At 71.6% G+C, this 24,457-nt stretch carries 22 protein-coding genes; 8 read left to right on the top strand and 14 right to left on the bottom strand.

Going from position 1 to position 24,457, the window contains the following annotated elements; translation table 11 throughout:
• The first annotated feature begins 316 nt into the window (after positions 1 to 316).
• Positions 317 to 1,438, top strand: a complete 1,122-nt coding sequence (locus ACIHCM_RS24570) for a dipeptidase (protein WP_399899539.1) — start codon at positions 317 to 319, stop codon at positions 1,436 to 1,438.
• A gap of 55 nt (positions 1,439 to 1,493) precedes the next feature.
• Here the strand turns inward: ACIHCM_RS24570 and ACIHCM_RS24565 are convergent, their stop codons facing one another.
• Both ACIHCM_RS24565 and ACIHCM_RS24560 read right to left on the bottom strand, forming a co-directional pair.
• A complete protein-coding gene (locus ACIHCM_RS24565) occupies positions 1,494 to 1,886 on the bottom strand; it encodes a VOC family protein (protein WP_399899536.1) in 393 nt (130 codons plus the stop codon).
• Between the two features lie 16 nt (positions 1,887 to 1,902).
• Positions 1,903 to 2,262 (bottom strand): VOC family protein, encoded by a 360-nt coding sequence (locus ACIHCM_RS24560; protein ID WP_399899533.1) that lies wholly within the window; start codon positions 2,260 to 2,262, stop codon positions 1,903 to 1,905.
• An 83-nt stretch (positions 2,263 to 2,345) separates the two neighbouring features.
• Between ACIHCM_RS24560 and ACIHCM_RS24555 the strand changes: the two genes are divergently transcribed.
• Positions 2,346 to 2,852: a CGNR zinc finger domain-containing protein gene (locus tag ACIHCM_RS24555; RefSeq protein ID WP_399899530.1), complete on the top strand. Its 507-nt coding sequence runs from the start codon at positions 2,346 to 2,348 to the stop codon at positions 2,850 to 2,852.
• Positions 2,853 to 2,938: 86 nt separating this feature from the next.
• Here ACIHCM_RS24555 and ACIHCM_RS24550 read toward each other — a convergent pair whose 3' ends face one another.
• The gene (locus tag ACIHCM_RS24550) at positions 2,939 to 4,282 is read right to left on the bottom strand and encodes a UDP-glucose dehydrogenase family protein (RefSeq protein WP_399899528.1); all 1,344 of its coding nucleotides are present in this window, start codon (positions 4,280 to 4,282) and stop codon (positions 2,939 to 2,941) included.
• A gap of 184 nt (positions 4,283 to 4,466) precedes the next feature.
• On the opposite strand from ACIHCM_RS24550, the gene ACIHCM_RS24545 reads away from it, so the two are divergent.
• Both ACIHCM_RS24545 and ACIHCM_RS24540 read left to right on the top strand, forming a co-directional pair.
• The gene (locus ACIHCM_RS24545) at positions 4,467 to 5,624 is read left to right on the top strand and encodes an acyl-CoA dehydrogenase (protein ID WP_399899526.1); all 1,158 of its coding nucleotides are present in this window, start codon (positions 4,467 to 4,469) and stop codon (positions 5,622 to 5,624) included.
• Between the two features lie 233 nt (positions 5,625 to 5,857).
• On the top strand, positions 5,858 to 6,208 hold the full coding sequence (locus tag ACIHCM_RS24540) for a four-helix bundle copper-binding protein (protein WP_399899523.1): 351 nt from the start codon (positions 5,858 to 5,860) through the stop codon (positions 6,206 to 6,208).
• A gap of 26 nt (positions 6,209 to 6,234) precedes the next feature.
• Here ACIHCM_RS24540 and ACIHCM_RS24535 read toward each other — a convergent pair whose 3' ends face one another.
• Together ACIHCM_RS24535 and ACIHCM_RS24530 are read right to left on the bottom strand one after the other, a co-directional pair.
• On the bottom strand, positions 6,235 to 6,858 hold the full coding sequence (locus ACIHCM_RS24535) for an HAD family hydrolase (protein WP_399899521.1): 624 nt from the start codon (positions 6,856 to 6,858) through the stop codon (positions 6,235 to 6,237).
• Positions 6,851 to 8,131 carry an LCP family protein gene (locus ACIHCM_RS24530; RefSeq protein WP_399899518.1) on the bottom strand — a complete coding sequence of 427 codons (1,281 nt, stop codon included), beginning with the start codon at positions 8,129 to 8,131 and terminating at the stop codon, positions 6,851 to 6,853. Before ACIHCM_RS24530 ends, ACIHCM_RS24535 begins: the two co-directional genes overlap by 8 nt.
• A 118-nt stretch (positions 8,132 to 8,249) precedes the next feature.
• Between ACIHCM_RS24530 and ACIHCM_RS24525 the strand changes: the two genes are divergently transcribed.
• Positions 8,250 to 8,816 carry an acyl-CoA thioesterase gene (locus ACIHCM_RS24525; protein ID WP_399899515.1) on the top strand — a complete coding sequence of 189 codons (567 nt, stop codon included), beginning with the start codon at positions 8,250 to 8,252 and terminating at the stop codon, positions 8,814 to 8,816.
• Between the two features lie 41 nt (positions 8,817 to 8,857).
• On the opposite strand, the gene ACIHCM_RS24520 is transcribed toward ACIHCM_RS24525, so the two are convergent.
• The gene (locus ACIHCM_RS24520; protein WP_399899512.1) at positions 8,858 to 10,321 is read right to left on the bottom strand and encodes an LCP family protein; all 1,464 of its coding nucleotides are present in this window, start codon (positions 10,319 to 10,321) and stop codon (positions 8,858 to 8,860) included.
• A gap of 137 nt (positions 10,322 to 10,458) precedes the next feature.
• Here ACIHCM_RS24520 and ACIHCM_RS24515 point away from each other — a divergent pair, with 137 nt between their 5' ends.
• Positions 10,459 to 11,493, top strand: a complete 1,035-nt coding sequence (locus ACIHCM_RS24515) for a glycosyltransferase family 2 protein (protein ID WP_399899509.1) — start codon at positions 10,459 to 10,461, stop codon at positions 11,491 to 11,493.
• 39 nt (positions 11,494 to 11,532) lie between these two features.
• Here ACIHCM_RS24515 and ACIHCM_RS24510 read toward each other — a convergent pair whose 3' ends face one another.
• The 4 genes from ACIHCM_RS24510 to ACIHCM_RS24495 form a co-directional block, all read right to left on the bottom strand.
• Positions 11,533 to 13,203, bottom strand: coding sequence for an LCP family protein (locus ACIHCM_RS24510; RefSeq protein ID WP_399899506.1), 1,671 nt, complete (start codon positions 13,201 to 13,203; stop codon positions 11,533 to 11,535).
• 93 nt (positions 13,204 to 13,296) lie between these two features.
• Positions 13,297 to 15,054, bottom strand: a complete 1,758-nt coding sequence (locus tag ACIHCM_RS24505) for an LCP family protein (RefSeq protein ID WP_399899503.1) — start codon at positions 15,052 to 15,054, stop codon at positions 13,297 to 13,299.
• A 247-nt stretch (positions 15,055 to 15,301) separates the two neighbouring features.
• Positions 15,302 to 16,513 (bottom strand): LCP family protein, encoded by a 1,212-nt coding sequence (locus tag ACIHCM_RS24500; RefSeq protein ID WP_399899500.1) that lies wholly within the window; start codon positions 16,511 to 16,513, stop codon positions 15,302 to 15,304.
• A gap of 399 nt (positions 16,514 to 16,912) precedes the next feature.
• The gene (locus ACIHCM_RS24495) at positions 16,913 to 17,668 is read right to left on the bottom strand and encodes a TIGR03089 family protein (RefSeq protein WP_399899497.1); all 756 of its coding nucleotides are present in this window, start codon (positions 17,666 to 17,668) and stop codon (positions 16,913 to 16,915) included.
• 129 nt (positions 17,669 to 17,797) lie between these two features.
• Here ACIHCM_RS24495 and ACIHCM_RS24490 point away from each other — a divergent pair, with 129 nt between their 5' ends.
• Both ACIHCM_RS24490 and ACIHCM_RS24485 read left to right on the top strand, forming a co-directional pair.
• Positions 17,798 to 19,174 carry a peptidoglycan recognition protein gene (locus ACIHCM_RS24490; RefSeq protein ID WP_399899494.1) on the top strand — a complete coding sequence of 459 codons (1,377 nt, stop codon included), beginning with the start codon at positions 17,798 to 17,800 and terminating at the stop codon, positions 19,172 to 19,174.
• A 245-nt stretch (positions 19,175 to 19,419) separates the two neighbouring features.
• The gene (locus tag ACIHCM_RS24485; RefSeq protein WP_399899491.1) at positions 19,420 to 20,502 is read left to right on the top strand and encodes a sugar phosphate nucleotidyltransferase; all 1,083 of its coding nucleotides are present in this window, start codon (positions 19,420 to 19,422) and stop codon (positions 20,500 to 20,502) included.
• 100 nt (positions 20,503 to 20,602) lie between these two features.
• Here ACIHCM_RS24485 and ACIHCM_RS24480 read toward each other — a convergent pair whose 3' ends face one another.
• Genes ACIHCM_RS24480 through ACIHCM_RS24465 form a run of 4 tightly spaced genes read right to left on the bottom strand, consistent with a single transcriptional unit; the run spans position 20,603 to position 24,451 of the window.
• Entirely contained in the window at positions 20,603 to 21,607 is a 1,005-nt protein-coding gene (locus ACIHCM_RS24480; RefSeq protein WP_399899488.1) for a DNA-3-methyladenine glycosylase family protein, read from the bottom strand.
• 59 nt (positions 21,608 to 21,666) lie between these two features.
• Positions 21,667 to 22,962, bottom strand: a complete 1,296-nt coding sequence (locus ACIHCM_RS24475) for a coenzyme F420-0:L-glutamate ligase (RefSeq protein ID WP_399899485.1) — start codon at positions 22,960 to 22,962, stop codon at positions 21,667 to 21,669.
• Positions 22,959 to 23,918: a 2-phospho-L-lactate transferase gene (gene cofD, locus ACIHCM_RS24470; RefSeq protein ID WP_399899483.1), complete on the bottom strand. Its 960-nt coding sequence runs from the start codon at positions 23,916 to 23,918 to the stop codon at positions 22,959 to 22,961. Before cofD ends, ACIHCM_RS24475 begins: the two co-directional genes overlap by 4 nt.
• A 41-nt stretch (positions 23,919 to 23,959) precedes the next feature.
• Entirely contained in the window at positions 23,960 to 24,451 is a 492-nt protein-coding gene (locus tag ACIHCM_RS24465; RefSeq protein WP_399899479.1) for a cysteine dioxygenase, read from the bottom strand.
• Between the last annotated feature and the right edge of the window lie 6 nt (positions 24,452 to 24,457).

Raw genomic sequence — 24,457 nt, 5'->3', positions numbered from 1 at the left:
GCGGCGCGCGCACGCCGGCGCCGGGCAGCGCGCTGTTGACCGGCACCTGCGGCAGCGTCCGCTCGTGACGCCGGGCTTTCGCGCGGCGCGATGCTGTGGCCGGCTCCCTCGGGCCCGGCGTCGCCGGATCGGCGGCCGACTGCCACCTGGACCGGTGGACGTGACCCTGCCCGCGCCGGGTGGGGCCGCGGGTGTTGTCGTAGGGCCTTGCGGGCGTCTTCGCCGCCTCCCCCGAACGCCCCGCTCACCAGGAGCCCTCCGGTGGCCCGTGCGACGGTGACCTTAAGCGATCGCACGCGTACGTACGGAGCCCGCCATGGCCGATCTCCAGAACGACCTGCAGACCACCGCGGAGGTCGGCGAGCTCGACGCCCTGTCCCTGGACCCCCCGTTCCCGCCGGGTCCGTACGCCCGCGCCGAGGACCCCGATGCCGACCTCCTCGACCGGGCGCACGCCCTGCTCGCCGCCCATCCCGTCGCCGACGGCTACAGCGGTCTGCCGTGGGCGCTGCGGCATCTGCCCTGGTACGACCTGGAGCTGGGGGAGATCGCCGTCGACACGGATGTCCCGCGGATGCGGCAGGGCCATGTTGGCGCGCTGCTCTGCTCGCTGCACCTGCCGGAGGGACTGGCCGCCGACCGGGCCGTCGCCGCGACCCTGGAGCAGCTGGATCTGGTCCGCACGGTGATCGCCAGCCATCCCGAGGGCCTGCGGCTGGCCCGCACCGCGGGGCAGGTGATCGACGCCCGCAACTGCGGACGCACCGCCGTGCTGCTCGGCCCGGCCACCGCCGCCGCGCTCGACGACTCCGTGAGCCTCCTGCGCGTCCTGCACGCCCTCGGCCTGCGCATCCTCACCCTCACCGGCACCTCCTGGGCCAGCGAGGCCGGGCTGACCCGGTTCGGCGAGGAAGTCGTCCGGGAGATGAATCGCCTGGGTGTGCTCGCCGACCTCTCCGGCGCCTCCGAGCGGACCATCGAACGCGTCCTGGCCGCCTCCAAGTCGCCCGTCCTGTGCACCCGCTCCGGCGCCCGCGCCCTGCGCCCCCACCCCGCCAACCTCCCCGACGACCTGCTCGCCGCGCTGGGCAGGGCGAAGGGGCTGTGCCTGGTGCCGCTGACGGCGGAACAGACCGGGCCGACGGTCCGTGACGTCGCCGACCACCTCGACCACGTCCGCACGGTCGCCGGTCCCGGCAGCGTGGGCCTCTCCGGTACCTACGACGCCGGATGCGCCCATCCGCAGGAGCTGACCGACGCCTCCTGCTATCCGCACCTCGTCGCCGAACTACTGCGCCGCGGCTGGCCGGAGACCGACCTGGCGCTGCTGACCTGGGGAAATCTTCAGCGCGTCCTGCGCACGGCCGACTTCACCGCCCGGGCGGCGCAGGAGCGGCGCGAGCCGTCGACGGCACGGATCGCGGACCTGGATGCCTGAGCGGGCGACGAAGGGGCTGCCGATGTCAGGGAAGCACGTCACGGACCTGCCGGTGTCAGGCGTCCTCGATCCGGCACAGGCAGAACGGATGCCCCGCCGGGTCGGCGTAGACCCGGAAGTCCTTGGTCTCGTAGTCCTCGGCGTCCAGCACGCGCGCGCCCAGCTCCAGCACCCGTTTCTCGGCCCGGTCCACCTGCTCCCACGTCGCTCCGGCGTCGAGGTCGATGTGGAACTGCTGCGGGTTGCGGTCGGCGCGCGGCCACTCCGGAGGCGTGTAGCCGTCCACATGCTGGAAGGCCAGGCGCGGGCCGCCGGGGACGCGCAGGACGACCCAGCCGGGGTCCTCCTCCTCCGGCGTGCCGCCCACGATGTCGGCGTAGAAGCGGGCGAGCGCACGGGGGTCCGGGCAGTCCAGGACGACACTACGGAAACGGATCGCGGGTGCCATGGGGTTACCTTCCGGCTCAGCAGGCGCAGAGGCAGAACGGGTGCCCAGCGGGGTCCGCGTACACGCGCCACGTGCGTGAGCGGTCCCCGGCGTCCAGCACCCGGGCGCCCAGCGCCAGCACGCCCGCCTCGGCCGCGTCCAGGTCCTCGACCGTGAGGTCCAGATGGAACTGCTGGGAGTCCTCGGCGGACGGCCACTTCGGCGGTACGAATCCGGGGGCCGCCTGGAAGGCCAGCTGCTGACCGCCGGGGACCTTGAGGTCGACCCACTCCCCGTCGCCCTCGACGGTGCCGCCGAGCAGCCCGGCGTAGAAGCCGGCCAGGGCGTGGGGGTCGGGGCAGTCCAGGACGACGACGCCGAGCTGTGCGAGAGCCATGACCACTCCTCGGGGTTACCCATGAACGGGTCCAACCGGTAACGGTTACCCTATGGTGGCGCACTGGCGGTAACGTCGCAAGCATGAGTGAGAGATTGCCCGCGCCCGGCGGCCTCGCGCTGGTGGAGGCCCTGGTCAACACGGTCGACCTGGAGTCGGGCGGCGACGCGCTCGACTCGGCCGAGGGCCGGGCCCCGTTCGGGATCGGGGAGCGGGACCTCACGGACGTACGCGAACTGCGCGAGTCGCTGCGCGCCGCCTGCCTCGCGCACGCCGGGCACCCCCCGCACCGCGCGGTGACACCGCTGGGCGAACTGCTGGCGCGGGCGCCGCTGTACGTCGCGGTGGACGAGCGGGACGGCTCCGCGCACCTCGCGCCGGTCGACGGGGAACCGCTGCTGTCACGGGTCGCGGCGGCGGTGGCGCAGGCGCTGACCGAGGGCACCTGGCAGCGGCTGAAGGCCTGTGAACTGCCCGGCTGCCACTGGGCGTACTACGATCGCAGCCCGGCCGGCCGGGGCCGCTGGTGCTCGATGTCGGTGTGCGGAGCGCGGGCGAAGATGCGTCGGTACCGGGCGAAGGGCGCCTGAGCGGCGGGCCGGTGGTGCAGAATGCGTGAAGACGCCGGTTCGGCCGACTGAGCCTCGGCCGAACCGGCGTCGCCCGTCGTCCGGCTTCAGGCGGTCGGGCGGCCCATCGCGCGGTACGTCCAGCCCGCCCGCCGCCACAGCTCGGGGTCGAGGGCGTTGCGGCCGTCCAGGATGACGCGGGACTTCACGGCCTCGCCCAGCGCCGCCGGGTCCAGCTCGCGGAACTCGCGCCACTCGGTCAGGTGCAGCACGACGTCGGCCCCCTGCACCGCCGCCTGGGCGGAGTCGGCGTACCCCAGCGTCGGGAAGAGCCGCCGGGCGTTGGCCATGCCCTTCGGGTCGTAGACCGTCACCTGCCCGCCCTGGAGGTGGATCTGCCCGGCGACGTTCAGCGCGGGTGAGTCGCGCACGTCGTCGGAGTCGGGCTTGAACGCGGCGCCGAGCACGGCCACCCGCCTGCCCAGGAAGGACCCGCCGCCGAGCGCCTCCCGCGCCATCTCCACCATCTGCCCGCGCCGCCGCATGTTGATCGAGTCGATCTCGCGCAGGAAGGTCAGCGCCTGGTCGGCCCCGAGCTCACCGGCGCGCGCCATGAACGCCCGGATGTCCTTCGGCAGACAGCCGCCGCCGAAGCCGATGCCGGCCCGCAGGAACTTGCTTCCGATCCGGTCGTCGTACCCGATCGCCTCCGCCAGCTTCAGCACGTCGCCGCCCGCCGCCTCGCAGACCTCCGCCATCGCGTTGATGAAGGAGATCTTGGTGGCGAGGAAGGAGTTCGCGGAGGTCTTCACGAGCTCCGCGGTCGGGAAGTCGGTCACCACGAAGGGCGACCCCTCGGCGACCGGCGTCGCGTAGACCTCGCGCAGCAGCTTCTCGGCCCGGTCGCCGCGCACGCCGACCACGATCCGGTCCGGGTGCAGGGTGTCCTCGACGGCGAAGCCCTCGCGCAGGAACTCCGGGTTCCAGGCCAGCTCGGCGTCCGCGCCGGCGGGGGCGTGCTCGGCGAGGCAGGCGGCAAGGCGGTCCGCGGAGCCGACGGGCACGGTCGACTTGCCGACGACCAGGGTGGGGCCGGTCAGATGCGGGGCGAGGGAGGCGAAGGCGGAGTCGACGTAGCTCATGTCGCAGGCGTACTCGCCGTGCTTCTGCGGGGTGTTCACGCAGACGAAGTGGACGTCGCCGAACGCCGCCACCTCGGCGTAGTCCGTGGTGAACCGCAGCCGCCCGCTGGACCCCTCGATCCCGGCGACGTGCTTGCGCAGCAGCTCCTCCAGGCCCGGCTCGTACATCGGGACCTCGCCCCGGCGGAGCATCTCGATCTTCTCCGGGACGACGTCGAGCCCCAGCACCTCGAACCCGAGCTCGGCCATCGCCGCGGCGTGGGTGGCGCCGAGGTAACCGGTACCGATCACGGTGATCTTGAGGGCCATGGGGACTCCACTGGGTAGCGTCGGTAGTGCGGGGCCGAGCATAACCGCCGACCCTGACGGGCAACTTTCCCGCTGTCGTCAAGCTCACGTACCCCTGGCGTGGGCCGGACCCCTAAAATTTGGGTTACTTAACGGTAATTAGCGCCAGCAGCATCACAGCGTCTTCCTTGGAGCGTGAGAGACCTTGGCCGGATCGGCTGACTTCGACCTGTACCGCCCGTCCGAGGAGCACGAGATGCTCCGCGACACCGTTCGCGCTCTGGCCGAGGCGAAGATCGCGCCGTACGCCGCCGCGGTGGACGAGGAGGCCCGCTTCCCGCAGGAGGCGCTGGACGCACTGGTGGCGAACGACCTGCACGCGGTCCACGTACCCGAGTCCTACGGCGGCGCCGGCGCGGACGCGCTGGCCACCGTGATCGTCATCGAGGAGGTGGCGCGTGCCTGCGCCTCGTCCTCCCTGATCCCCGCGGTGAACAAGCTGGGCTCGATGCCCGTCATCCTGTCCGGCTCCGAGGAGCTGAAGAAGCGGTACATGACCCCGCTCGCCAAGGGCGACGGCATGTTCTCGTACTGCCTCTCCGAGCCCGAGGCGGGCTCCGACGCGGCCGGCATGAAGACGCGCGCGGTCCGCGACGGCGACCACTACGTGCTGAACGGTGTGAAGCGCTGGATCACCAACGCGGGCGTCTCCGAGTACTACACGGTGATGGCCGTGACGGACCCCGAGAAGCGCTCGAAGGGCATCTCCGCGTTCGTCGTCGAGAAGTCGGACGAGGGCGTCTCCTTCGGCGCCCCCGAGAAGAAGCTCGGCATCAAGGGCTCCCCGACCCGCGAGGTCTACCTCGACAACGTGCGCATCCCCGCCGACCGCATGATCGGTGAGGAGGGCACCGGCTTCGCGACCGCGATGAAGACCCTGGACCACACCCGGATCACCATCGCCGCCCAGGCCCTCGGCATCGCCCAGGGCGCCCTCGACTACGCCAAGGGCTACGTCCAGGAGCGCAAGCAGTTCGGCAAGCCGATCGCCGACTTCCAGGGCATCCAGTTCATGCTCGCCGACATGGCCATGAAGATCTCGGCCGCGCGCGCCCTGACCTACCAGGCCGCCGCCGCCTCCGAGCGCGGCGACGCCGACCTCACCTACCAGGGCGCCGCCGCCAAGTGCTTCGCGTCGGACGTCGCCATGGAGGTCACCACGGACGCCGTCCAGCTCCTCGGCGGCTACGGCTACACCCGTGACTACCCGGTGGAGCGCATGATGCGCGACGCCAAGATCACGCAGATTTACGAGGGCACGAACCAGGTCCAGCGGATCGTGATGGCGCGCAACCTGCCGTAGCCCCCGCTTCCGCCCACGACGTCGGTCGTTCGGCGTAGCGGCACACGAGCCCCCGGAACGAATCCGGGGGCTTTTGTCGCTTTGCAGGGCCTTTGTCGTGATCTGGTGTCGTCTTGTTCATGGCGAATTGTTTCCGTTCGCCCGATGGCGCGCGATGGCCGGGAGGCGTACGACGGAAGGGCACGGGGTCCCGCGAGGACCCCTCCCGCCCCCACCCCGACCCAGGAGGAGCCATGACCCAGCCCGGAACCATGACGGCGATGAGCAAGGCGATGCAGGACTGCGTCGACGCGTGCATGTCCTGCCACTCGGTGTGCGAGGAGACCATGAGCTCCTGCATGCAGAAGGGCGGTCAGGCGCAGATGCAGATCATGCGCGCGCTGATCGACTGCTCCGAGATGACCCGCATGTGCGCCGACATGATGATGCGCCGCTCACCGCTGTCGGCCGAGATGTGCGCGATGTGCGCCAAAGCCTGCGACATGTGCGCCGAGGCGTGCATGGCCATGCCCGACGACCCGCAGATGATGCGCTGCGCCGAGTCCTGTCGGCGCTGCGCCGACATGTGCCGCGCGATGGCGTAGGCCGAGGCGACGGGCCCGGGCGCCGCTCAGAGCAGCGGCGCCAGGGCCCGTTCCAGATCGGCGGGTTCCCGGAAGTGCACGGTCGTCATGCCGAGCGCGGCCGCCGCCTCCACGTTCTCCAGGCCGTCGTCCACGAAGAGGCACCGGTCGAGCGGTACGCCCGCCAGATCGGCGGCGATGCGGTAGATCCGCGGGTCCGGCTTGACCAGCCCGACGCGCGCGCTGCTCACGACGTGGTCGGCGAGGTCGGACAGGCCGAGCGCCTCCAGGTCGGCCTCCAGGGTCACGGAGGCGTTGCTGACCAGGACCAGCGGCATCAGGGCCCGCGCCCGGCGCAGCAGCGCCACCACGGTCCCGTCGGCGTGGGAGGGCGCCCCGGCGAGGGCCCGTGCGAGGTCGTACGCCACCGGCTCGGGCGCGAGCCCGGCGAAGGCGGCCACGATCGCCTCCACCCACTCGCCCATGTCGATCCGGCCCAGCATCAGCGGCAGGTCGGTCTCCGGCGCGAACGCCACCTTCATCGTGATGCCCTCGGCCAGCCCGGCGGCCCGCTCGAGCGCGGTCACCCGGGAGGAGTCGTAGAACCGGATCACGTTGTCGACGTCGCACAGCACCGCGTCGAAGGGCCGCCGGCTCAGGGGGTCAGTCACCGGAGACGGTCACCTTCTCGTCGTTCTTCAGCTGTTCGACGAGCGTCTTCACCTTGTCCTTGTCCCACAGCAGGTTGCCGCCGGAGCTGCCCGCGAGCGGCATGTTCATGGACTTGCCGTCGCCGCCGCTGACGCCCTTCATCGCCCAGAACATGTCGGCCAGGCCGAACAGGCTCATGTCCTTGTCGACGATGAGGGAGTCCAGTCCCGCGCCCATGGTCGGGTACAGCTTGAACGGGTTGAGGACCGTGCCCGGCGTGGCCACCTGGTTGGCGAGCGCGGAGAGGAACTTCTGCTGGTTCTTGGTGCGGTCCAGGTCGGAGCCGGCCAGCGCGTAGCGGGTGCGGACGAACGCCAGGGCCTGCTGTCCGTCGAGGACCTGCTTGCCCTTCTTGAGGTCCGCGCCGGACTTGGAGTCCTTGATGTCCTGCGGGATGTCCATCTCGACGCCGCCGACCGCGTCCACGATGTTCGCGAAACCGGCGAAACCGATCTCGACGTAGTGGTCGATGTGCAGCCCGGTGTTGAACTCGACGGTGCGGACCAGCAGTTCGGGTCCGTCCTCGGCGTACGCGGCGTTCAGCTTCACGTGCCGGCCGGTGCCCTGGTAGGTCTTGCCGGACTCGGATCCGACGAACGTGGGGATCTCCACGTCCGAGTCACGCGGCAGCGAGATCAGCGTCGGGGCGCCGCCGCCGGTGTGCAGGATCATCATCGAGTCGGTGCGCTTGCCCTCGGAGGAACCGGTGTGCAGCTTCTTCTTCTGCTCGTCGGTCATGCCCGCACGGCTGTCGGACCCGACGATGAGGTAGTTCGTGCCCTCGCCCGCCTCCGGCCGGTCGATCACCTTCGAGAGGTCGACCTCGCGGTTGAGCTTGGAATCGGCCCAGAAGTACGTGCCGACGAGTGTGACGATCAGCACGGTGACCAGCGTGATCGATGTCACCTTGATGCGGCGCCGCCAGTTCGGCGCGGGCCGCGGCGCGCCGCCGCCGTAGCCGTCACCGTGCCCCCCGGGGCCCCGGCCGCCCGGACTGCCGTAGACCTGGCCCGTGTTGTAGCCGCTGTCGTAACTGTCGTATCCCTGCCCGTCGACGTACGACGGCTGCTGCGGGACGCCGTACTGCGGAGCCTGCCGGCCGCCGGGCGGCGCCGCCGGGCCGCGCCGGACCTGGCGCATCACGCGGGCGCTCTCAGGCTGCGCGCCTGCGCTGCCGCGTCCGTACCGGTTGCCGCGGTCGTCGTCGGACCATCCCTGGGGCCAGTCATTCATGCGCCCAGTGTGCAGGGCAGGGATATGTGCCTTACAAGGTTCGGCGGAAAATCACAGCGCTGCTGTTGCCAAGCTGACACAAATTCCGCGGTCCCGGCCTCGGCATAAGGTGGAGCCCATGACAGACCAGGCCAGCGCCCCGGAGCCGGAGACCCCGGTCGCTCCGGACATAGCGGGTAAGCCCACCTCGGCGTCCCGGACCACTCTCAGCCACATCATGACCCACAGCGACACCAACCTGCTGGGCACGGTGCACGGCGGTGTGATCATGAAACTCGTGGACGACGCGGCGGGCGCGGTGGCCGGCCGGCACAGCGGTGGTCCCGCCGTCACCGCCTCCATGGACGAGATGGCCTTCCTGGAGCCGGTCCGCGTCGGCGACCTGGTCCACGTCAAGGCCCAGGTCAACTGGACCGGCAGGACCTCGATGGAGGTCGGGGTCCGCGTCCTGGCCGAGCGCTGGAACGAGTCCGCCCCGCCCACCCAGGTGGGCTCCGCCTACCTCGTGTTCGCCGCCGTCGACGCCGACGGCAAGCCCCGCCAGGTGCCGCCGGTCCTGCCGGAGACGGAGCGCGACAAGCGCCGCTACCAGGAGGCCCAGATCCGCCGGACCCACCGCCTGGCCCGGCGCCGGGCCATCATGGAGCTGCGGGCCAAGCGGGCGGCCGACGGCATCGAGGACTGACGGGGCAGCGTCGGCGAGGTGCCCCGGGAACTGTTCCCGCCCTACGAGCACTTCACCTCGTCCCCCCGCACGACCCCGAACTCCCCCTCCCGCACATCCGCCGCCCTCACCTTCCGCACCTGCCGGTAGTCCGACCCGACGATCACCTTCAGCGTCGCCCCCTGCCCCTTGACCGGCCGCAGTTCGCTGCCCGGCAGCGCCGCCGCCAGGGACTTCGCGGAGCGGTCCCAGCGCGGGTCGTAGGCGACCACCGTCCGGCGTACGGACTGGATCCTGGAGTTCGTGGGCCGGCGGGTGGTGCTGAAGCCCGTCGCCGCGAGCGCCGCGTCCGCGCGGCGGGCGAGACCCGGCGTCTGTGTGCCGTTCTCCACCTGGACACGGATCTGCTGGGGGGCGACGTCGACGCGCACCGAGGTGTTTCTGGGCCGGTCGGTGGCCAGCGGCTTGTCGTCGCGCAGGGCCGTGAAGAGGCGGCCGGACTTCACCGGGTCCCACTTGAGCGTCGAACCGATGCCCTTCACGGCGTATCCCATCCGGCCGATGGGGACGGTCGTGAACTCCGAGGAGGAGGGCGAGAAGTTGCGCATCGCCCGGCCCAGGTCCAGCAGTTCGTCGGTGCCGAACCCCTTGTCCGCGCGCACCGAGCCCAGCACCGCCCGGGTCACGTCCCGGAACTTCATCGGGTTCAGCAGCACCCCGGAGGACGTCGACTGGTCGATCAGCCCGGCCAGGAAGTCCTGCTGGCGCTGCATCCGGCCGAGGTCGGAGGCCCCGTCGACGTACCGGGCGCGGACGTACTGCAGGGCCTCGCCGCCCGAGAGCCGGTGCGTGCCCGCGGGGAGGTTCAGGCCGGTGTGGGAGTCCTTCAGCGGGCGGGCGGTGCAGACCTTCACGCCGCCCAGGACGTCCACGGTCCGCATGAAGCTGGCGAAGTCGATCTCCAGATAGTGGTCGATCTTCAGCCGCGTCATGTTCTCGACCGTCCGTACGGTCAGCTGCGGCCCGCCCTCCGCGTACGCCGCGTTCAGCTTCACCGGATGCGCCGCGTGCGGTGTGCCGCTGTTGCGGTCGGTGTGCGCGGGCAGCTCGGCGTAGGAGTCGCGCGGCAGACTCACCACGCTGGCCCGCTCCCGGTCCTCCGAGATGTGCACGATCATGATCGTGTCGGTGCAGTGGCAGGGCGCCCCACCGAGGCGGTATCTGCGCCGCTCCGCCTCGGAGATCTTGTCCCGGCCGTCGGTGCCGACCAGCAGCACGTTCATCCCGTGCCCGGCGCGCGGCCGGTTCTTCATGTCCTTGAACGGGTCGATCCGGGTGATGCCCGCGTCCAGGCTGGAGACCACCGCGTGCCCGATCCCGGCCGAGGCGAGAATCACCACCGACAGCGTGGTCACCGCCCGCATGGCCCAACGCGGCTTCTTGCGCCGTACGGGCGGACGCACCGCGCGGCGCGGCTGCGGCCGGTGCTGCGGGCGGGCGGGGGACCGAGGCGGCGAGGCGGGCATGGGAAACCTCCGCTGGAGCGGGCGCTACGGCCGTACGTGGGATCATCAGCACCGTAGGCCCATACGATCTGCGGACCGGTGCACCGCCACGGGCGGGGCGGCTCGCTGTCCCCCGTTCGCGGTAACGTGAGCCCCCTATGAACGCGAAGCCCGACGTGCAGCTCCCCGCCGTGTCCGTGATCATGCCCGTCCTCAACGAGGAGCGGCATCTGCGCGGCGCCGTCCACGCGATCCTCGCCCAGGAGTACGCCGGCGAGATGGAGGTCGTGATCGCTCTCGGCCCCTCCACCGACCGTACGGACGAGATCGCCGCCGAGCTGGTCGCCGAGGACTCCCGCGTGCACACCGTGCCCAACCCGACCGGGCGGACACCCGCCGCGCTGAACGCCGCGATCAAGGCCTCCCGGCACCCGGTCGTGGTCCGCGTCGACGGCCACGGCATGCTCTCCCCGAACTACATCGCGACCGCCGTCCGGCTCCTGGAGGAGACCGGCGCGCAGAACGTCGGCGGCATCATGCACGCCGAGGGCGAGAACGACTGGGAGCACGCCGTCGCCGCGGCGATGACCTCGAAGATCGGCGTCGGCAACGCCGCGTTCCACACCGGCGGACAGGCGGCCCCCGCCGAGACCGTGTACCTCGGCGTCTTCCGCCGCGCGGCCCTCGAACAGCAGGGCGGCTACAACGAGGAGTTCATCCGCGCCCAGGACTGGGAGCTCAACTTCCGCATCCGCGAGGCGGGCGGGCTGATCTGGTTCTCGCCCGAGCTGAAGGTGTCGTACCGGCCGCGGCCCAGCGTGAAGGCGCTGGCCAAGCAGTACAAGGACTACGGCCGCTGGCGGCACGTCGTCGCCCGCTACCACGCCGGCTCCATCAACCTGCGCTACCTCGCCCCGCCGACCGCCGTCTGCGCGATCGCGGCCGGGCTCGTCGTGGGAGCCGCGCTGACGCCGTGGGGGTTCGTGATCCCCGGCGGCTATCTGGCGGCGATCGCGCTGGGTTCCGTACCGGCGGGCAGGGGCCTGCCGTTGAAGGCCCGGCTCCAGATCCCCCTCGCCCTCGCCACGATGCACATGTCGTGGGGGTACGGCTTCCTGACCAGCCCCAAATCCCTGGCGAGGCGGGTCATCGCGTCGCGCCGCCCGGCCGTGCGGGACTCCGCCACCGCGTGACCGTCAGGGGGCGCAGCCGGTCGCGCGCCCCCGGCCCGGCTACCAGCGGTAGGGCGCGTAGACGTCCATGCACTGGCCACGGTCCGACCCGTTGATCGCGCCCGCCGACTCGGGAACGTCCCCCGCCCGGGGCGCCCCCTGCTTCGGGTACGTCGTGCCGTCGCGCCAGTCGGCGCCCACGACCAGCGTCACCCCGGTGACATCGGTCGACTTCTGCACCGAACTCAGCGGAACGCCCAGCGACTTGGCGACCCGCTGGGCATCGCCCGCCAACTCGGCGCTCGGGTAGCGGACGAGCGTCTTCTCCACGGACAGCCCGCCCGCCGTGTCCGCCGCCGCCCGTGTGAAGCCCTTCGCCACCAGCGCCGCGGCGAGCGCGTTCGCCCGTCCGTCGACCGGGCCCTCGGAAGTGCTCCGGGTGGCGTTCTGCACCAGCACCCCGATTTCGGCGTCCTCGGCGGCAGGATCGGTGGACGCCTTGCCGGGGTTCCTGTCCGTGCTCCCGGGCTTCTTCGCGGAGTCCTTGCCGTTCTTGTCGAAGGGCACGTCGTCCCGGATCATCGACCAGACCGTCTCGGCGTCCGCCCCGGCCGGCACCAGGTGGTTGGCGTTCTGCGGGTCGGTGGCGGTCGGCATGGTCGTCATGGTGATGCGGTTCGTCGGCACCGTCTTGAGCTGCAGGGCGAGGTCGTACAGGTCCTTGACCGTGCCGATCTCCTCCGAGACCTTCAGCGCCTTCGTGGCCGTCTCCGCGAGGTTCATCAGCCGGCCGGTGTCCGTGAAGACGTTCTGCTGCTTCAGGGTGCGGATCATCGCGTTCATGTACATGTGCTGGGCCTTGGCCCGGCCCACGTCGCTGTAGAAGGCGTGCCGGGTGCGCAGCCACTGCAACGCCTGCTTGCCCTGCACCTTCTGCCTGCCCTCGGCCAGCTTGAGGCCGGAGCCGCCGGGCACGCCCGGCAGCGGGCGGTCCCACACGTTCTGCTTGACGCAGACCTCGACGCCGCCGACCGCGTCGGCCATGTCCACCACACCCGCGAAGTCGATCGTCATCCAGTGGTCGATGTAGACCCCGGTGAGGTTCTCCCAGGTGGTCAGCGTGCAGCCGGGGCCGCCCCGGGCGAGGGACTCGTTGATGATCCGGTTGGTCGCCGGGTAGCTCTCGCCGGTCTCCGGGTCCTTGCACGCGGGTATGTCGACCCGGGTGTCCCGCGGAATGCTCACCACCGACGCGCTCTTGCGGTCCGCCGAGAGGTGGATCAGCATCTGCACGTCCGCGAGCGGTTTGCCGCCGACGCTGCTGCGGGAGCCGCCGAGTTTCAGGTTCTCCGCCGTGTTCCGGCTGTCCGAGCCGATCAGCAGGATGTTCAGCGGCGTCTGCCCGGCCGCGTTCGGCTCCGGCCGCTCGGCCTTGGAGTCGCCGCCGCTGCGCCGGCCCGTCTCCAGGTTGTCGTTGAGATGTTCGTAGTAGAGGTAACCCGCGCCCGCGGTGGCGAGTATGACCACCGACAGCACCGTCGCCGACCAGCGCAGCACGCGCCGTCTGGGGGGCCGCCGTGGGGTGCCGCGGCGCCCCCCGCGCCCCGCACGCCCCCCGCGGCGTCCGCGGAGGTCCGACGCGTCCGTGGACCTCCCGTTCCGCGTCGTGCGGGACTCCGTACCCTCGTCCTCCACTGCCGGAACGTTCCCGCGCACACTGCTCTGCGCCACCCGCCCGCCCTCCCACCCCTGCGCCTTCACCGACGGGTACGCCCCGCGACAAGTCAGACGCGCGAGGGACCCGTTGGGTTACCCCCCAATTCACTACTGGGCGCACACGACCTTGTCGGCCGTGGACTTCTCGACGTCCGGCGCCTTCGTCGGAGCGGTGAGGGAGACGCCGGCACCCTTGAAGTCCTTGCCCAGTGTCAGCGTCATCGTGGGCAGGCCCTGGGAGTTGGTCTCGCTGTCGCCGGGCTTCATCGCGGACCCGGACAGACCCATGATGTCGGCCAGCCTGCGTGCCTGGTCCGCCTGGTCGGGCGCGTACTCGAGGGTGGTCTTGCTCAGCTCGTCGCCGGCGTTGCCGGCGTTCTCGGACTTGCTGACCCCCTCTTCGATCTGGAGCCAGTTGAGGGTTTCCTGCGCGCTGCCCGACGGGGCGCCGCCGTTCAGGATCCGCACCCGCACCTCGGACGGGTCGGCCTTGCTGCCCTTCAGCCGGGCGGCCACCGCGGCCTTCTCCTTGGCCTTCTGCTGTTTGACGGCGGTGAAGGAGACGTCGTTCTGGATGGCCGCGAAGACCTCGGGCGCCTTGGTCTCGTCGACCACGACGGTCGCCTTGACCGTCTCGGCCGGGTTGTCGATGACCGGCACCGTGGTGAACGTCAGGTTCTTGACGTTGAGCTTGCCGAGCTCCAGGCCCAGGTCCTTGAGCTTGCCGATGCTGTCCAGCTGGGAGTCGACGGTCAGCGCCTTGGTGCCCGCCTCGGCGAGCTTCAGCATCTTCGACGGGTCGGTCAGCGTGTCGTTGGACTTCAGCTTGCGCATCAGCGCGCTGAGGAACTGCTGCTGCAGGCCGATCCGGCTGAGGTCGCCGCCGGTGCCGACGGAGTGCCGGGTGCGGACGAAGGCGAGCGCCTGCTCGCCCGCGATCGTGTGGTTGCCGGCCGGCAGGTCGAGCTTGGAGTCGGGGTCGTCGATGTCCTTGGCCAGGCACACCTCGACGCCGTCGACCGCCGTGGTCAGCGTCTTGACCGCGTTGAAGTCGGCGACCATGAAGTTGTCCGGCTTGATGCCGGTCAGCTCGGTGACCGTGCGCATGGTGCAGGACGGCGTACGTCCGCTCTGGCCGAGGCTCGTGTTGAAGCGGACGCCGGTCGAGCCCGGGATCACCTCGGTGCTGCCGTCCTCCTGGGTGGTGGGGCAGTCCGGGATGTCCACGATGAGGTCGCGGGGGATGCTCAGCGCGGTGGCGTTGGAGCGGTCCTTCGAGACGTGCAGCAGGATCGTGGTGTCCGCGTGGCCCGGGCTGCCGGCGTCGCCGTACCGCTCGTTGCCGGCGCCGGTGCGCTTGTCGGTGCCGATCAGCAGGATGTTGATGGCCTTGTCCTTCTGGAAGCCACCGGTGCTGGCACCGTCGTCGGCGACGGAGGTGATGTTGCCGTTGAGGTGCTCGAGGTAGAGGTATCCGGCTCCGGCCCCCGCGACGAGAAGGAAGGCCAGGACACCGCCGGTCCACAGCACGGCCTTCTTCGCCTTCGCCTTCTTCGCGGGCCGGCGTCCGCGCCGCCCGGGCGCGGGCTCGGCGGGCGCGCCACGGCGCCTGCGCGGACCCGGCACCTCACGGTCCGGCGCCTCCTGCTTGTCCCGTCCGGCGGGTGGCTTGTCCCGTCCGGCGGACGACGTCCGGGCGCGGGGTACCGCGCCGGAACCGCGGGTGCCTGCCCGGCGCGGGCCGGGAACGGTCGACTGCGGTGCGGAAGGGCTCAGTCGCAGTTCGTATTCGCCGGTGTTCGGATTGAGTACCCACTGGTCTGCGGGATCGACGTTCTCCGCCCGCCCACGGCCTTGCGCGTCCACGGTTGCCTGAATCCTCCGTCGGGGCCACGCGGCGCCTTCCCCCTTGAGGCGCTCGGTTTCGTACAAACCTCGTACACAGTGCGCGACCCCGGAAAAGGACTGCGTGGCCGGGGGCCGGTTGCACCGGAAGCGCTCACACTATCCGGCCGGTTCGACGGCAAGCGACGACGGTGACAAATTCCACGTCCCTACAACTGGGCAATCCGCCCATTTCCTGGAACGAATGCGGGCTGGCTTGGCGCGCGCCTTACCGGCAGTCGTCCTCGGCGGCCGTCTTGCCGCTGAACGTGGGTGCCGGAGAAGCGGGGGAGAGGACGGAATCGGCGTACTCACCGTAACCGTACGACTGCGAAACCGTACCGCCGTTCCCCTCGTACGCGCTTCCGGCGAAATCCAGAACGGTCTTTCCGGAGACTTCCACCGGCGCGTCGGAACGCAGCCGCTCGAAGAGCCGCTCCGCCGCGGGCTCCATCAACTGGTCGCGATTGGCATTGCCCTCGTACGACTCCCGCGGCACCGTCAGGAACTGCACATGTTCCATGGGAATGTCGCGCAGGCCACGGACAAGGTCGTACAGACCGCGCAGACTCGCCAGTCCCGGGTCCGTGGTGAGCGACGACGTGGCCGCGTCCAGCACGGGATACAGCTTCACCGGATTCAGCAGTACGTCGTTGCCGCGCAGCTTCTGCACCAGGGCCGCGAGGAATCGCTGCTGGCGCTCCATGCGGTCGGTGTCGCTGCCGTTGCCGAGGGACTTGCGGGCGCGGACGTAGCCGAGGGCCTGCTCGCCGTCGAGGGTCACGACGCCCGCGGGCAGCCGCAGCTTGGCCTCCTTGTCGACGATCGGCTCCTCGACGCAGATCCGCACGCCGCCGACGGCGTCCACCAGCTTCTTGAAGCCGCTGAAGTCGACGACCACGTGGTGATCGATCCGGATGTCCGTCATCCGCTCGACGGTGCGGATGGTGCAGGCGGAACCGCCCGTCTCGAAGGCGTAGTTGAACATCGAGAACATCGGGTCGGTGCGCTTGCCGTCCGGGCGCAGGCAGCTCGGGACGTCCACCATCAGGTCGCGCGGGATGGACACCGCGGTGGCGCTTCGGCGCCCTGCCGACAGGTGCAGCAGGATGGTGGTGTCGGACCGCTCGGTGCCGGAGTCCCGTCCGTACGCGCCGTTGCCCTCGCCCGCTCGCGAGTCCGACCCGATGAGCAGGATGTTCTGGGCGCCCCGTACCAGCGCGGTGGGCCGTTCCCGCTCGTAGCGCGCGAGCTCGGCGGCCGCGGCCTCGTCGGGCGTGATGTTCCCGTCGAGCTTGGTGTACACGATCCAGCCGGCGACCAGCGCGCCGGCGACGACCCCCGCGACACCTGCCGTCCCACCCCGTGTCCAGCGCCGCCGGCGCCGCCGTATGAGCCCGTCGCCGGTCGCCGAAGCCCCGCCGGCCGGCCCGGGAGTCACCGCCGGCGCGTTGTCGTCCGGGCCCCCGGATGGCAAGCCTGCGGTGTCCCTCACGACGGAATCCACCCCTCATGGAGTACGAGCGTGTACGAACGGTACGAGCGTGTCGTGCTGCCCTTACTGCTCTTACGACCATGACCCGGAAGGGGTGGGGGCGCGGGTGGTGGTGGGCCGATCGGGTGACACCCGGGGGTCCGAGAGGGGGGGCGCCTGCGGCGGGGCGTGCGGGGAGCACGCTGCGGGACTCGGCGGGGCTTCCTCCCGGCAGGGACCCGGGTCTGCCGTCCGGATCAGGCCGCCGGGAGGCGACGGTGCTGAGCGGTGGGGTGCGGTGCGGTGGGCCGGGGCCGGACGCGGGTAAGGGACCCCGCGTCCGCGGCGTTGTCCGGACGGCGGGGCCTAGCGGGCCGTCGCCGTGACGCGTTCGGACTCGATGCGCTGGGCCAGGGGCTCGCCGTCCAGGCGGTCCAGGTTCCGGCACAGCACCACGGAACCCCCGATCGCGAGCGGGGCGTACAGCCCGGCGCTGAGTCCCTCCCAGGTGTCGTACGGGCGTGCGGACAGGATCCTCGATCCGGGCCCCGTCAGGTCCAGCCCCGGCGCGTCGGCCACCGCGTGCTCCACGACCTCCGCCCCGGTGTACTCCGCCCCCGCCACGATCAGTGCGGGTGCCTCCGGGTCCACGGGCGCGTACGGCGTGAACCGGTCGCCGTGACTCGGCACGTCCACGGCGTAGTCGGCGTAGCCTTCCGGCGGTGCCGGGAACCGCCTGCCCAGCGGTGCCAGCGACAGCGCGTACCGCTCACCGCGGCAGGCGAGGCCGTCCTCGAACCGGCCGGGACCCGCCACCACGAAGTCCGCCCGCGACGGGTCGCCGTCCATGTCCGCGAGCGCGCCCACCGACGAACAGGCCAGCAGCCACACGGCCGTCTGCCAGTGCGCGGGGAGCAGCAGGGCGATCCGGTCGCCGGGCTCGGCCGACAACCCGTCCTGGATCAGGTTCGCCGTCTTGGCCACCCAATTGGCGAAGGTGGCCACGGACAATTCGACCCGTTCTCCGGTGGCGTCGTCGTAGAAGGTGACCAGGGGGCGCGCGGGGTCCGCGGCGAGCGCGGAACGCAGCAGGTCGGCAGGGGTGCGGTCGGTGGCGTTCACCCGCGCAAGCGTACGCGCGCGGCCCGGTGCGCATCGAGTGGCGGGGCCACCGGTTCGGGCGAATACCTGCCGACGGCGTGTCAATTCCCCGATGGACAGATTTGTGTAGTTATGTCCAGGATCAGGAGCATGCGTGGATTCCTTGCTTCCTCCATCGGCGTGACGTGTGCCGCCGCCCTCGCCCTACCGCTGACCCTGCCCTCCAACGCCTTGGCGGCGCCTGCTGCGAAGGCCGCACAGACCGCCGGCCGGTCCGTGCAGCCCGGCATCCCGGGCAGCACCCAGTCCATTCCCCTCGTCACCCTGACCGGTGAGCGTGCCCCCGGCGCGCCCCCCGCGCAGGGACTGCCCCGCCGTGACGTGCAGCGGTTCTCCCTCGTCGGCGTCGTCTGGGACGACCCGGCCGCCGAACTCCAGGGCCGCGTCCAGGTCCGGACCCGGGCCGCCGGAACCGGTGCCTGGTCCGGCTGGCAGGACGTCGAGACCCGCACCGCCGAGCACGCTCCCGACCCGGGCACCTCCGAAAGCACCTCCGGCCGCCTCCGTGGCGCCACGGCACCGCTGTGGGTCGGGGACTCCGACGGTGTGGAGGTGCGCGTCGAGTCCGAGGGCACCGCCGAACGTACGGCCGCCCCGCTGCCCTCCGGCCTCCGCCTCGAACTCGTCGACCCCGGCAGGGCGGAGACCGGCGGTACCACCGCCCCTCGCACCGGTGCCGACGACGACCCCCCGCTCACCGGTCCCCTCAGCGCCGAGACCGCGGCCTCCGCGGAGCCCAACGCCCTGCTCGCGCCGATCGGCGCCACCGTGATCCCTGCGCTGGGCCGGGCGGACACCGAGGACGAGCTGTTCGTGCTGCGCGCCGGCGAGATGACGCAGGAACAGCTGGCCCAGCCGTACATCGGCCCGCGCCCGGGCATCACCACCCGGCACGGGTGGGGCGCCGACGAGAAGCTGCGCGAGAAGGGGTTCCTCTACACCAAGTCGGTCAAGGCGGCCTTCGTGCACCACACCGCCACCGGGAACAACTACACCTGCGCACAGGCCCCGTCCGTCATCCGCAGTATCTACCGCTACCACGTCCAGAGCATGGGCTGGCGGGACATCGGCTACAACTTCCTCGTCGACAAGTGCGGAAACATCTACGAGGGACGCGCGGGCGGCGTGGCGAAGGCGGTCATGGGAGCTCACACCCTCGGCTTCAACAACGACAGCACGGGGATCGCCGTTATCGGCACGTTCAACACCTCGTCACCGACCGCGACGACCGTGAAGGCCGTGGGGCAGTTGGCCGCCTGGAAGCTGGGCCTGTTCGGAGGCAACCCGGGAGGCAAGACATACCTGAAGTCCGGTGGAGGCAACCTCTACAAAAAAGGTACGAACGTACGACTGAGCGTCATCTCCGGACACCGGGACGGTTTCGCGACGGACTGCCCAGGGCGGCTTCTGTACGGCAAGCTCGGATCCATCCGTGAGCAGGCGTCACGCCTCCAGGGGCGGCCGTGATGGCCGGGGGGGGCGTGTCGCGGAAGCCGGGACGAGTGACGGGGGTGTGCGGTGGTGGCCCGGTCGGCGCTCGTGTGCGGCGGACGTGCTCAACGGACGCAGTAGGCAGACATATCGGGCGGACGTGTTCAGTGGGGGGCTTTCGGTGAAGGCGTACGGCCGTCGAAGGCGCCGGACATCGGTCTGCATACACTGGCCGGCCGAAAGACAGTTCGGCCGGTCCCGGCAGGAAGCAGAGACGACAGGTGACAGAAGCGATCCTCCTGGTCGGCGGCAAGGGCACCCGGTTGCGCCCGCTCACGGTGCACACGCCCAAGCCCATGGTCAGGGCGGCGGGGGTGCCGTTCCTCACGCACCAGTTGGCGCGGGCGAGGGCGGCGGGCGTGGAGCACATCGTGCTCGCCACGTCCTATCTGGCGGAGGTCTTCGAACCGCACTTCGGGGACGGTTCGTCGCTGGGGCTGCACATCGAGTACGTCACGGAGGACGAGCCGCTCGGCACGGGCGGTGCGATCCGGAACGTGGCGTCGCGGCTGCACTCCGGTCCTGACGATCCGGTCCTCGTCTTCAACGGAGACATTCTGACCGGGCTGAACATCAGGGCGCTGGTGCGGACGCACGAGACGTCGGGGGCGGATGTGTCCCTGCATCTGACGCAGGTGACGGATCCGCGGGCGTACGGGCTGGTGCCGACGGACGAGACCGGGCGGGTGACGGCGTTCCTGGAGAAGCCGCAGACGCCGGAGGAGATCGTCACCGACCAGATCAACGCGGGGGCGTACGTCTTCCGGCGGTCGGTCATCGACACGATTCCGGCGGGCCGGCCGGTCTCGGTGGAACGGGAGACCTTCCCGGATCTGCTGTCGGCCGGCGCGCATCTGCAGGGGATGGTCGACTCCACGTACTGGCTCGACCTCGGGACGCCGGCGGCGTTCGTGCGTGGTTCGGCGGATCTGGTGCTGGGCCGGGCTCCCTCTCCGGCGGTGCCCGGCCGCTGCGGTGACCGTCTCGTCCTGCCCACGGCGAGGGTGGCGCCGGACGCCAAGCTGGCCGGCGGCACGGTGGTGGGCGAGGGGGCGTTCGTCGCGGAGGGCGCGCGCGTCTTCGGCAGCACGATCCTGCCGGGCGCGGTGATCGAGCCCGGCGCCGTCATCACCGACTCCCTGATCGGCACCCGCGCTCGCGTCGGCCGGCGTTCCGTCCTCACCGGTGCGGTGATCGGCGACGGGGCGGTGGTGGGGCCGGACAACGAGCTTCGGGACGGGGCGCGGGTGTGGTGCGACGTGCGGATTCCGGGGGGTGCGGTGCGGTTCTCGTCTGATCAGTAGGGGGCAGGGGCCGCCGGCACGGCCCCTTCTCGCCGTACGCGACTGCGGGGCCGCGGGGACCGCGGTGGGCTGTGGGAAGCCGGTCCGCGAGGGGCCGGCCTTACAGCCGGCCGATGTCTCCTCGCGGCATCCGCGGTGCCCTCCTGGGTGGGACCCTGCCGCTCAGGAGGATGAGGCGGGCCGCGCGATGCCGTTGCCCGGCGTAGGGCTCCAGCAGGGAGAGCATCACGGCGTCGTCCGCGTCCCGGTCACCGGCCAGGGCCCAGCCCACGATCCCCGGCAGATGGAGATCCCCGACGGTCACCTCGTCCGGCGCTCCGTGGCTGCGCTGGACGGTTTCCGCCGATGTCCACGGCCCTACTCCGGGTACGACCTCCAGGCGAGCCCGCGCGGCCGGGGGTTCCATCCCCATCGCCTCTTCGAGCCGCGCGGCGACCCGTACCGAACGCAGGATCGTCGACGCCCGCTTGTCGTCGACGCCGGCCCGGTGCCACTCCCAGGAAGGGATCAGCGCCCAGGTGCGCGGCGCCGGCATCACGTACATGCCCCCGGGCGCCGGTCCCGGCGCCGGCGTGCCGAACTTCCGTACGAGCAGCCGCCACGCGCGGTACGCCTCGTCGGTCGTGACCTTCTGCTCCAGGATCGAGGGGATCAAGGACTCCAGGACCAGCCCGCTCCGCCCCAGCCGCAGCCCCGGCCGGCGGTGCCGGGCGAGCGCGACGATCCGGTGCCGCGGGGCGAAGAGGGAAGGGTCGTCCGAGGCGCCGAGGAGGTCGGGGAGCTGGTCGAGGAGCCAGTCCGCGCCGGGGCCCCACGCCTCGCCGCGCACCTGACCGGCGACGGCCGACACCCGCAAGGTGCCCGGCCCGGCCGGGGTGAGGCACGCTCGCCACACCGACCCGTCCGGCGTGGTCCGGAACGTGGGGTCACCGGGGCCGCGCCGCAGCGGTCCCAGGGCCAGCCCCGGTTCGAGCGGTCCCTCCGGCGCCCAGGTCCGCACCCGCGCCGCCGCTCGAGCCGGCTGCCGCGGCACGGTCGCGGGCACGGCGACCTCCCCACCGCGCACCGTCGTACGCGTGGGCCGGGGGGCGAAACGTCCAGCCACGAATGTGATCCCAGGGGTAGAGGAACTGCTCTCTGAGGGTAGGCGCCGCCAGGGCGTGATCACCGCACCTCGATGAATCTCCCCGCGTCCCGCTCCGGACGTGGCCGCGGCTCCTCCGCCGGGTGGCCGATCGCCACCGCCCCCATGGGGTCCCAGTCCGCCGGCAGTCCCAGCACCGCACGCACGACGTCCCGGCAGAACATCGTCGACGACACCCATGCCGAGCCGAGCCGCTCCCCGGCCAGTGCCACCAGGAAGTTCTGTACGCCCGCCCCCGCGGCGACCACGAACATCTCCCGCTCGGCACCGTCGCGCCGCGCGTCCCCGTAGGTGTGCGAGCCGTCCATGACCAGGCAGGGGACCACGAGGTACGGCGCGTTGCGCAGCACGTCCCCGCGCTTCACCCGCTGGGCGACGGACTCCTCGGTCTTGCCGTCCCGCCGCAGGTCCGCGATCCAGGCGTCCCGCATCGCGTCCAGCAGCGCGGTCCGCGACCCGGGCGACTCCAGCAGGACGAAACGCCACGGCGTCGTGTGGTGCGGCGCGGGTGCCGTGACCGCGGCGGCCACGGCCCGGCGTACCGCCCCGGGGTCCACGGGTTCGTCCGTGAAGGACCGGACCGTGCGCCGCTGGGTCACCGCCTCGCGCACCGCCTCCGACGTGCCGAGCCGGAACATGTCGTCCCGCGCGCCCCGCACCAGTGCCCGGGCTCCTTCCCCGTCCTCATCCGCGACCGTGTGCGGCAGGCCGCGTACGACGGCGACCGGCAGCCCGGACGCCTTGCCCTTGACCAGGTCGCCCGCTGCCGCGAGTTCGTCGGCGGTGGCGACGACGGTGGCGCTCAGCGGATTGCCGTGGGCGTCCGTGCCCCCACGCAGGTCGTCGAGGACGCGCACGCCGGCGGCGCCGATCGCGACATCGGTGAGTCCCGAGCGCCAGGGGCGCCCGAAGGTGTCGGTGACGATCACTCCGACGTCGACGCCCAGGGCGTCGCGCAGGCCGTCGCGGATCGTCCGCGCCGAGGCGTCCGGATCCTCGGGCAGCAGCAGCACGGTCCCGGCCGGGGTGTTGGAGGCGTCGACGCCGGCGGCCGCCATGATCAGGCCCTGCCGGTTCTCGACGATGCGCAGTGGCCCGCGCCTGGCCACCACCCGCACCGTCTCGGCGTCGATCGCGGTCTCCCGGTCGTCCGCCTGGACGATCCGCCCCTCCGCCTTGGAGACGATCTTGGAGGTGACGAGCAGCACGTCCCCGTCGGCCAGGCCCGGTTCGGCGGCGGCGATCAGCTTGGCGAGGTCGTCGCCGGGAGCCACCTCGGGAAGGCCGGGCACTGCCCAGACCCGGTAGCCGGTCACGAGGCCCGCACCTCTTCCGCCAGCGCCAGCGCCTCGCGCGCCATCTGCGCGGCCGCCTCCTCGTCGGTCATCAGCAGCGGTACGGCACGGCAGCGGATGCCCGCCGCCTCGACCCGCTCCACCACGCCCGCGTCCACCGTGTCCACGAGCCAGCCGTCGAGCAGCCCGGAGCCGTAGTGCTCGGCGACCGCCGCCGCCGTGGCCTCCACGCCGACCGCCGCGAGCACCTTGTCCGCCATCCCGCGCACCGGCGCGTCCCCGATGATCGGGGAGAGGCCGACCACCGGCACGCCGGCGTCGGCGATCGCCTCGCGGATGCCGGGCACGGCGAGGATCGTGCCGATCGAGACGACCGGGTTGGACGGCGGGAAGAGGACGACGTCCGCCTGCGCGATGGCCTCCAGCACGCCGGGCGCGGGCTTGGCCTGCTCGGCGCCGACCGGCACCACCGCGTGGGCAGGGACCGAGGCGCGCAGCCGGACCCAGTACTCCTGGAAGTGGATCGCCTTGCGCACGCCGTCGAGCTCGACCGCCACATGAGTCTCGACGCGGTCGTCCGTCATCGGGATGAGCCGGACCCCGGGCTGCCAGCGGTCGCAGAGGGCCTCGGTCACCGCGCTCAGCGGGTATCCGGCGCCGGTCATCTGCGTGCGCACGATGTGGGTGGCGAAGTCCCGGTCGCCGAGGCCGAACCACTCCGGCCCCACGCCGTACGCCGCGAGTTCCTCCTTCAGATGGAAGGTCTCGTCGGCACGCCCCCAGCCCTGCTCCTCGTTTATGCCGCCGCCGAGGGTGTACATCACCGTGTCGAGGTCCGGGCAGACCTTCAGCCCGAAGAGGTGGATGTCGTCACCGGTGTTGCCGATGACGGTGATGTCCGCGTCCGGCACGGCCCGCTTCAGACCGCGCAGGAACCGGGCACCGCCGATGCCGCCTGCCAGAACCACAATCCGCATGGAGCAAGTGTTGCAGGCGGGTACGACAACGTGGCACGCGGTTACGGGAGCTCGGCGAACGCCGTGCACTGCGGGGTGTGCATCGGCATCTCCGTGAGGCCCGGGTAGTAGACGTGCAGGCTGACCGCCGGTTCGAAGGTGTCGTTGAGCACCTCGTGCGCGTAGCCCGGCGCGAACACGCGCTGCCGGCCCGGCCCCAGCGCGCGCGTGCCGCGTTGCGTCCGCTCGGTGAGGGTGCCGTCCAGGACGGTGAGGACCCCGGACGAGGGGCCGTGGTCGTGCAGCCCGCTGCCCTGACCGGGCACCCAGGACAGCAGCCACACCTCGTAGCCGGGGCCGGTGCGCAGCCGGTGGTACCAGCGGCTGGTGGCGTCGTACCGGACGAGATGCTCCCACTGGGCGCGGTCGGCGGCGATGGAGCGGGCCAGGCCGACGAAGTCGGCGACGGTGGCCGGGTGCTCGCGCGGGACCTGGAGCAGGTGCGGGACTTCGAGGATGTCGCCGGCGATCTGGAGGTCGCTGTCGCTGTTCATGGGGTG

This window comes from Streptomyces sp. NPDC052023, assembly GCF_044548465.1.
GTDB lineage: Bacteria > Actinomycetota > Actinomycetes > Streptomycetales > Streptomycetaceae > Streptomyces.
Note: the sequence above shows the minus strand (reverse complement) of the source record. Positions and strands in the feature narration are given on the sequence as shown.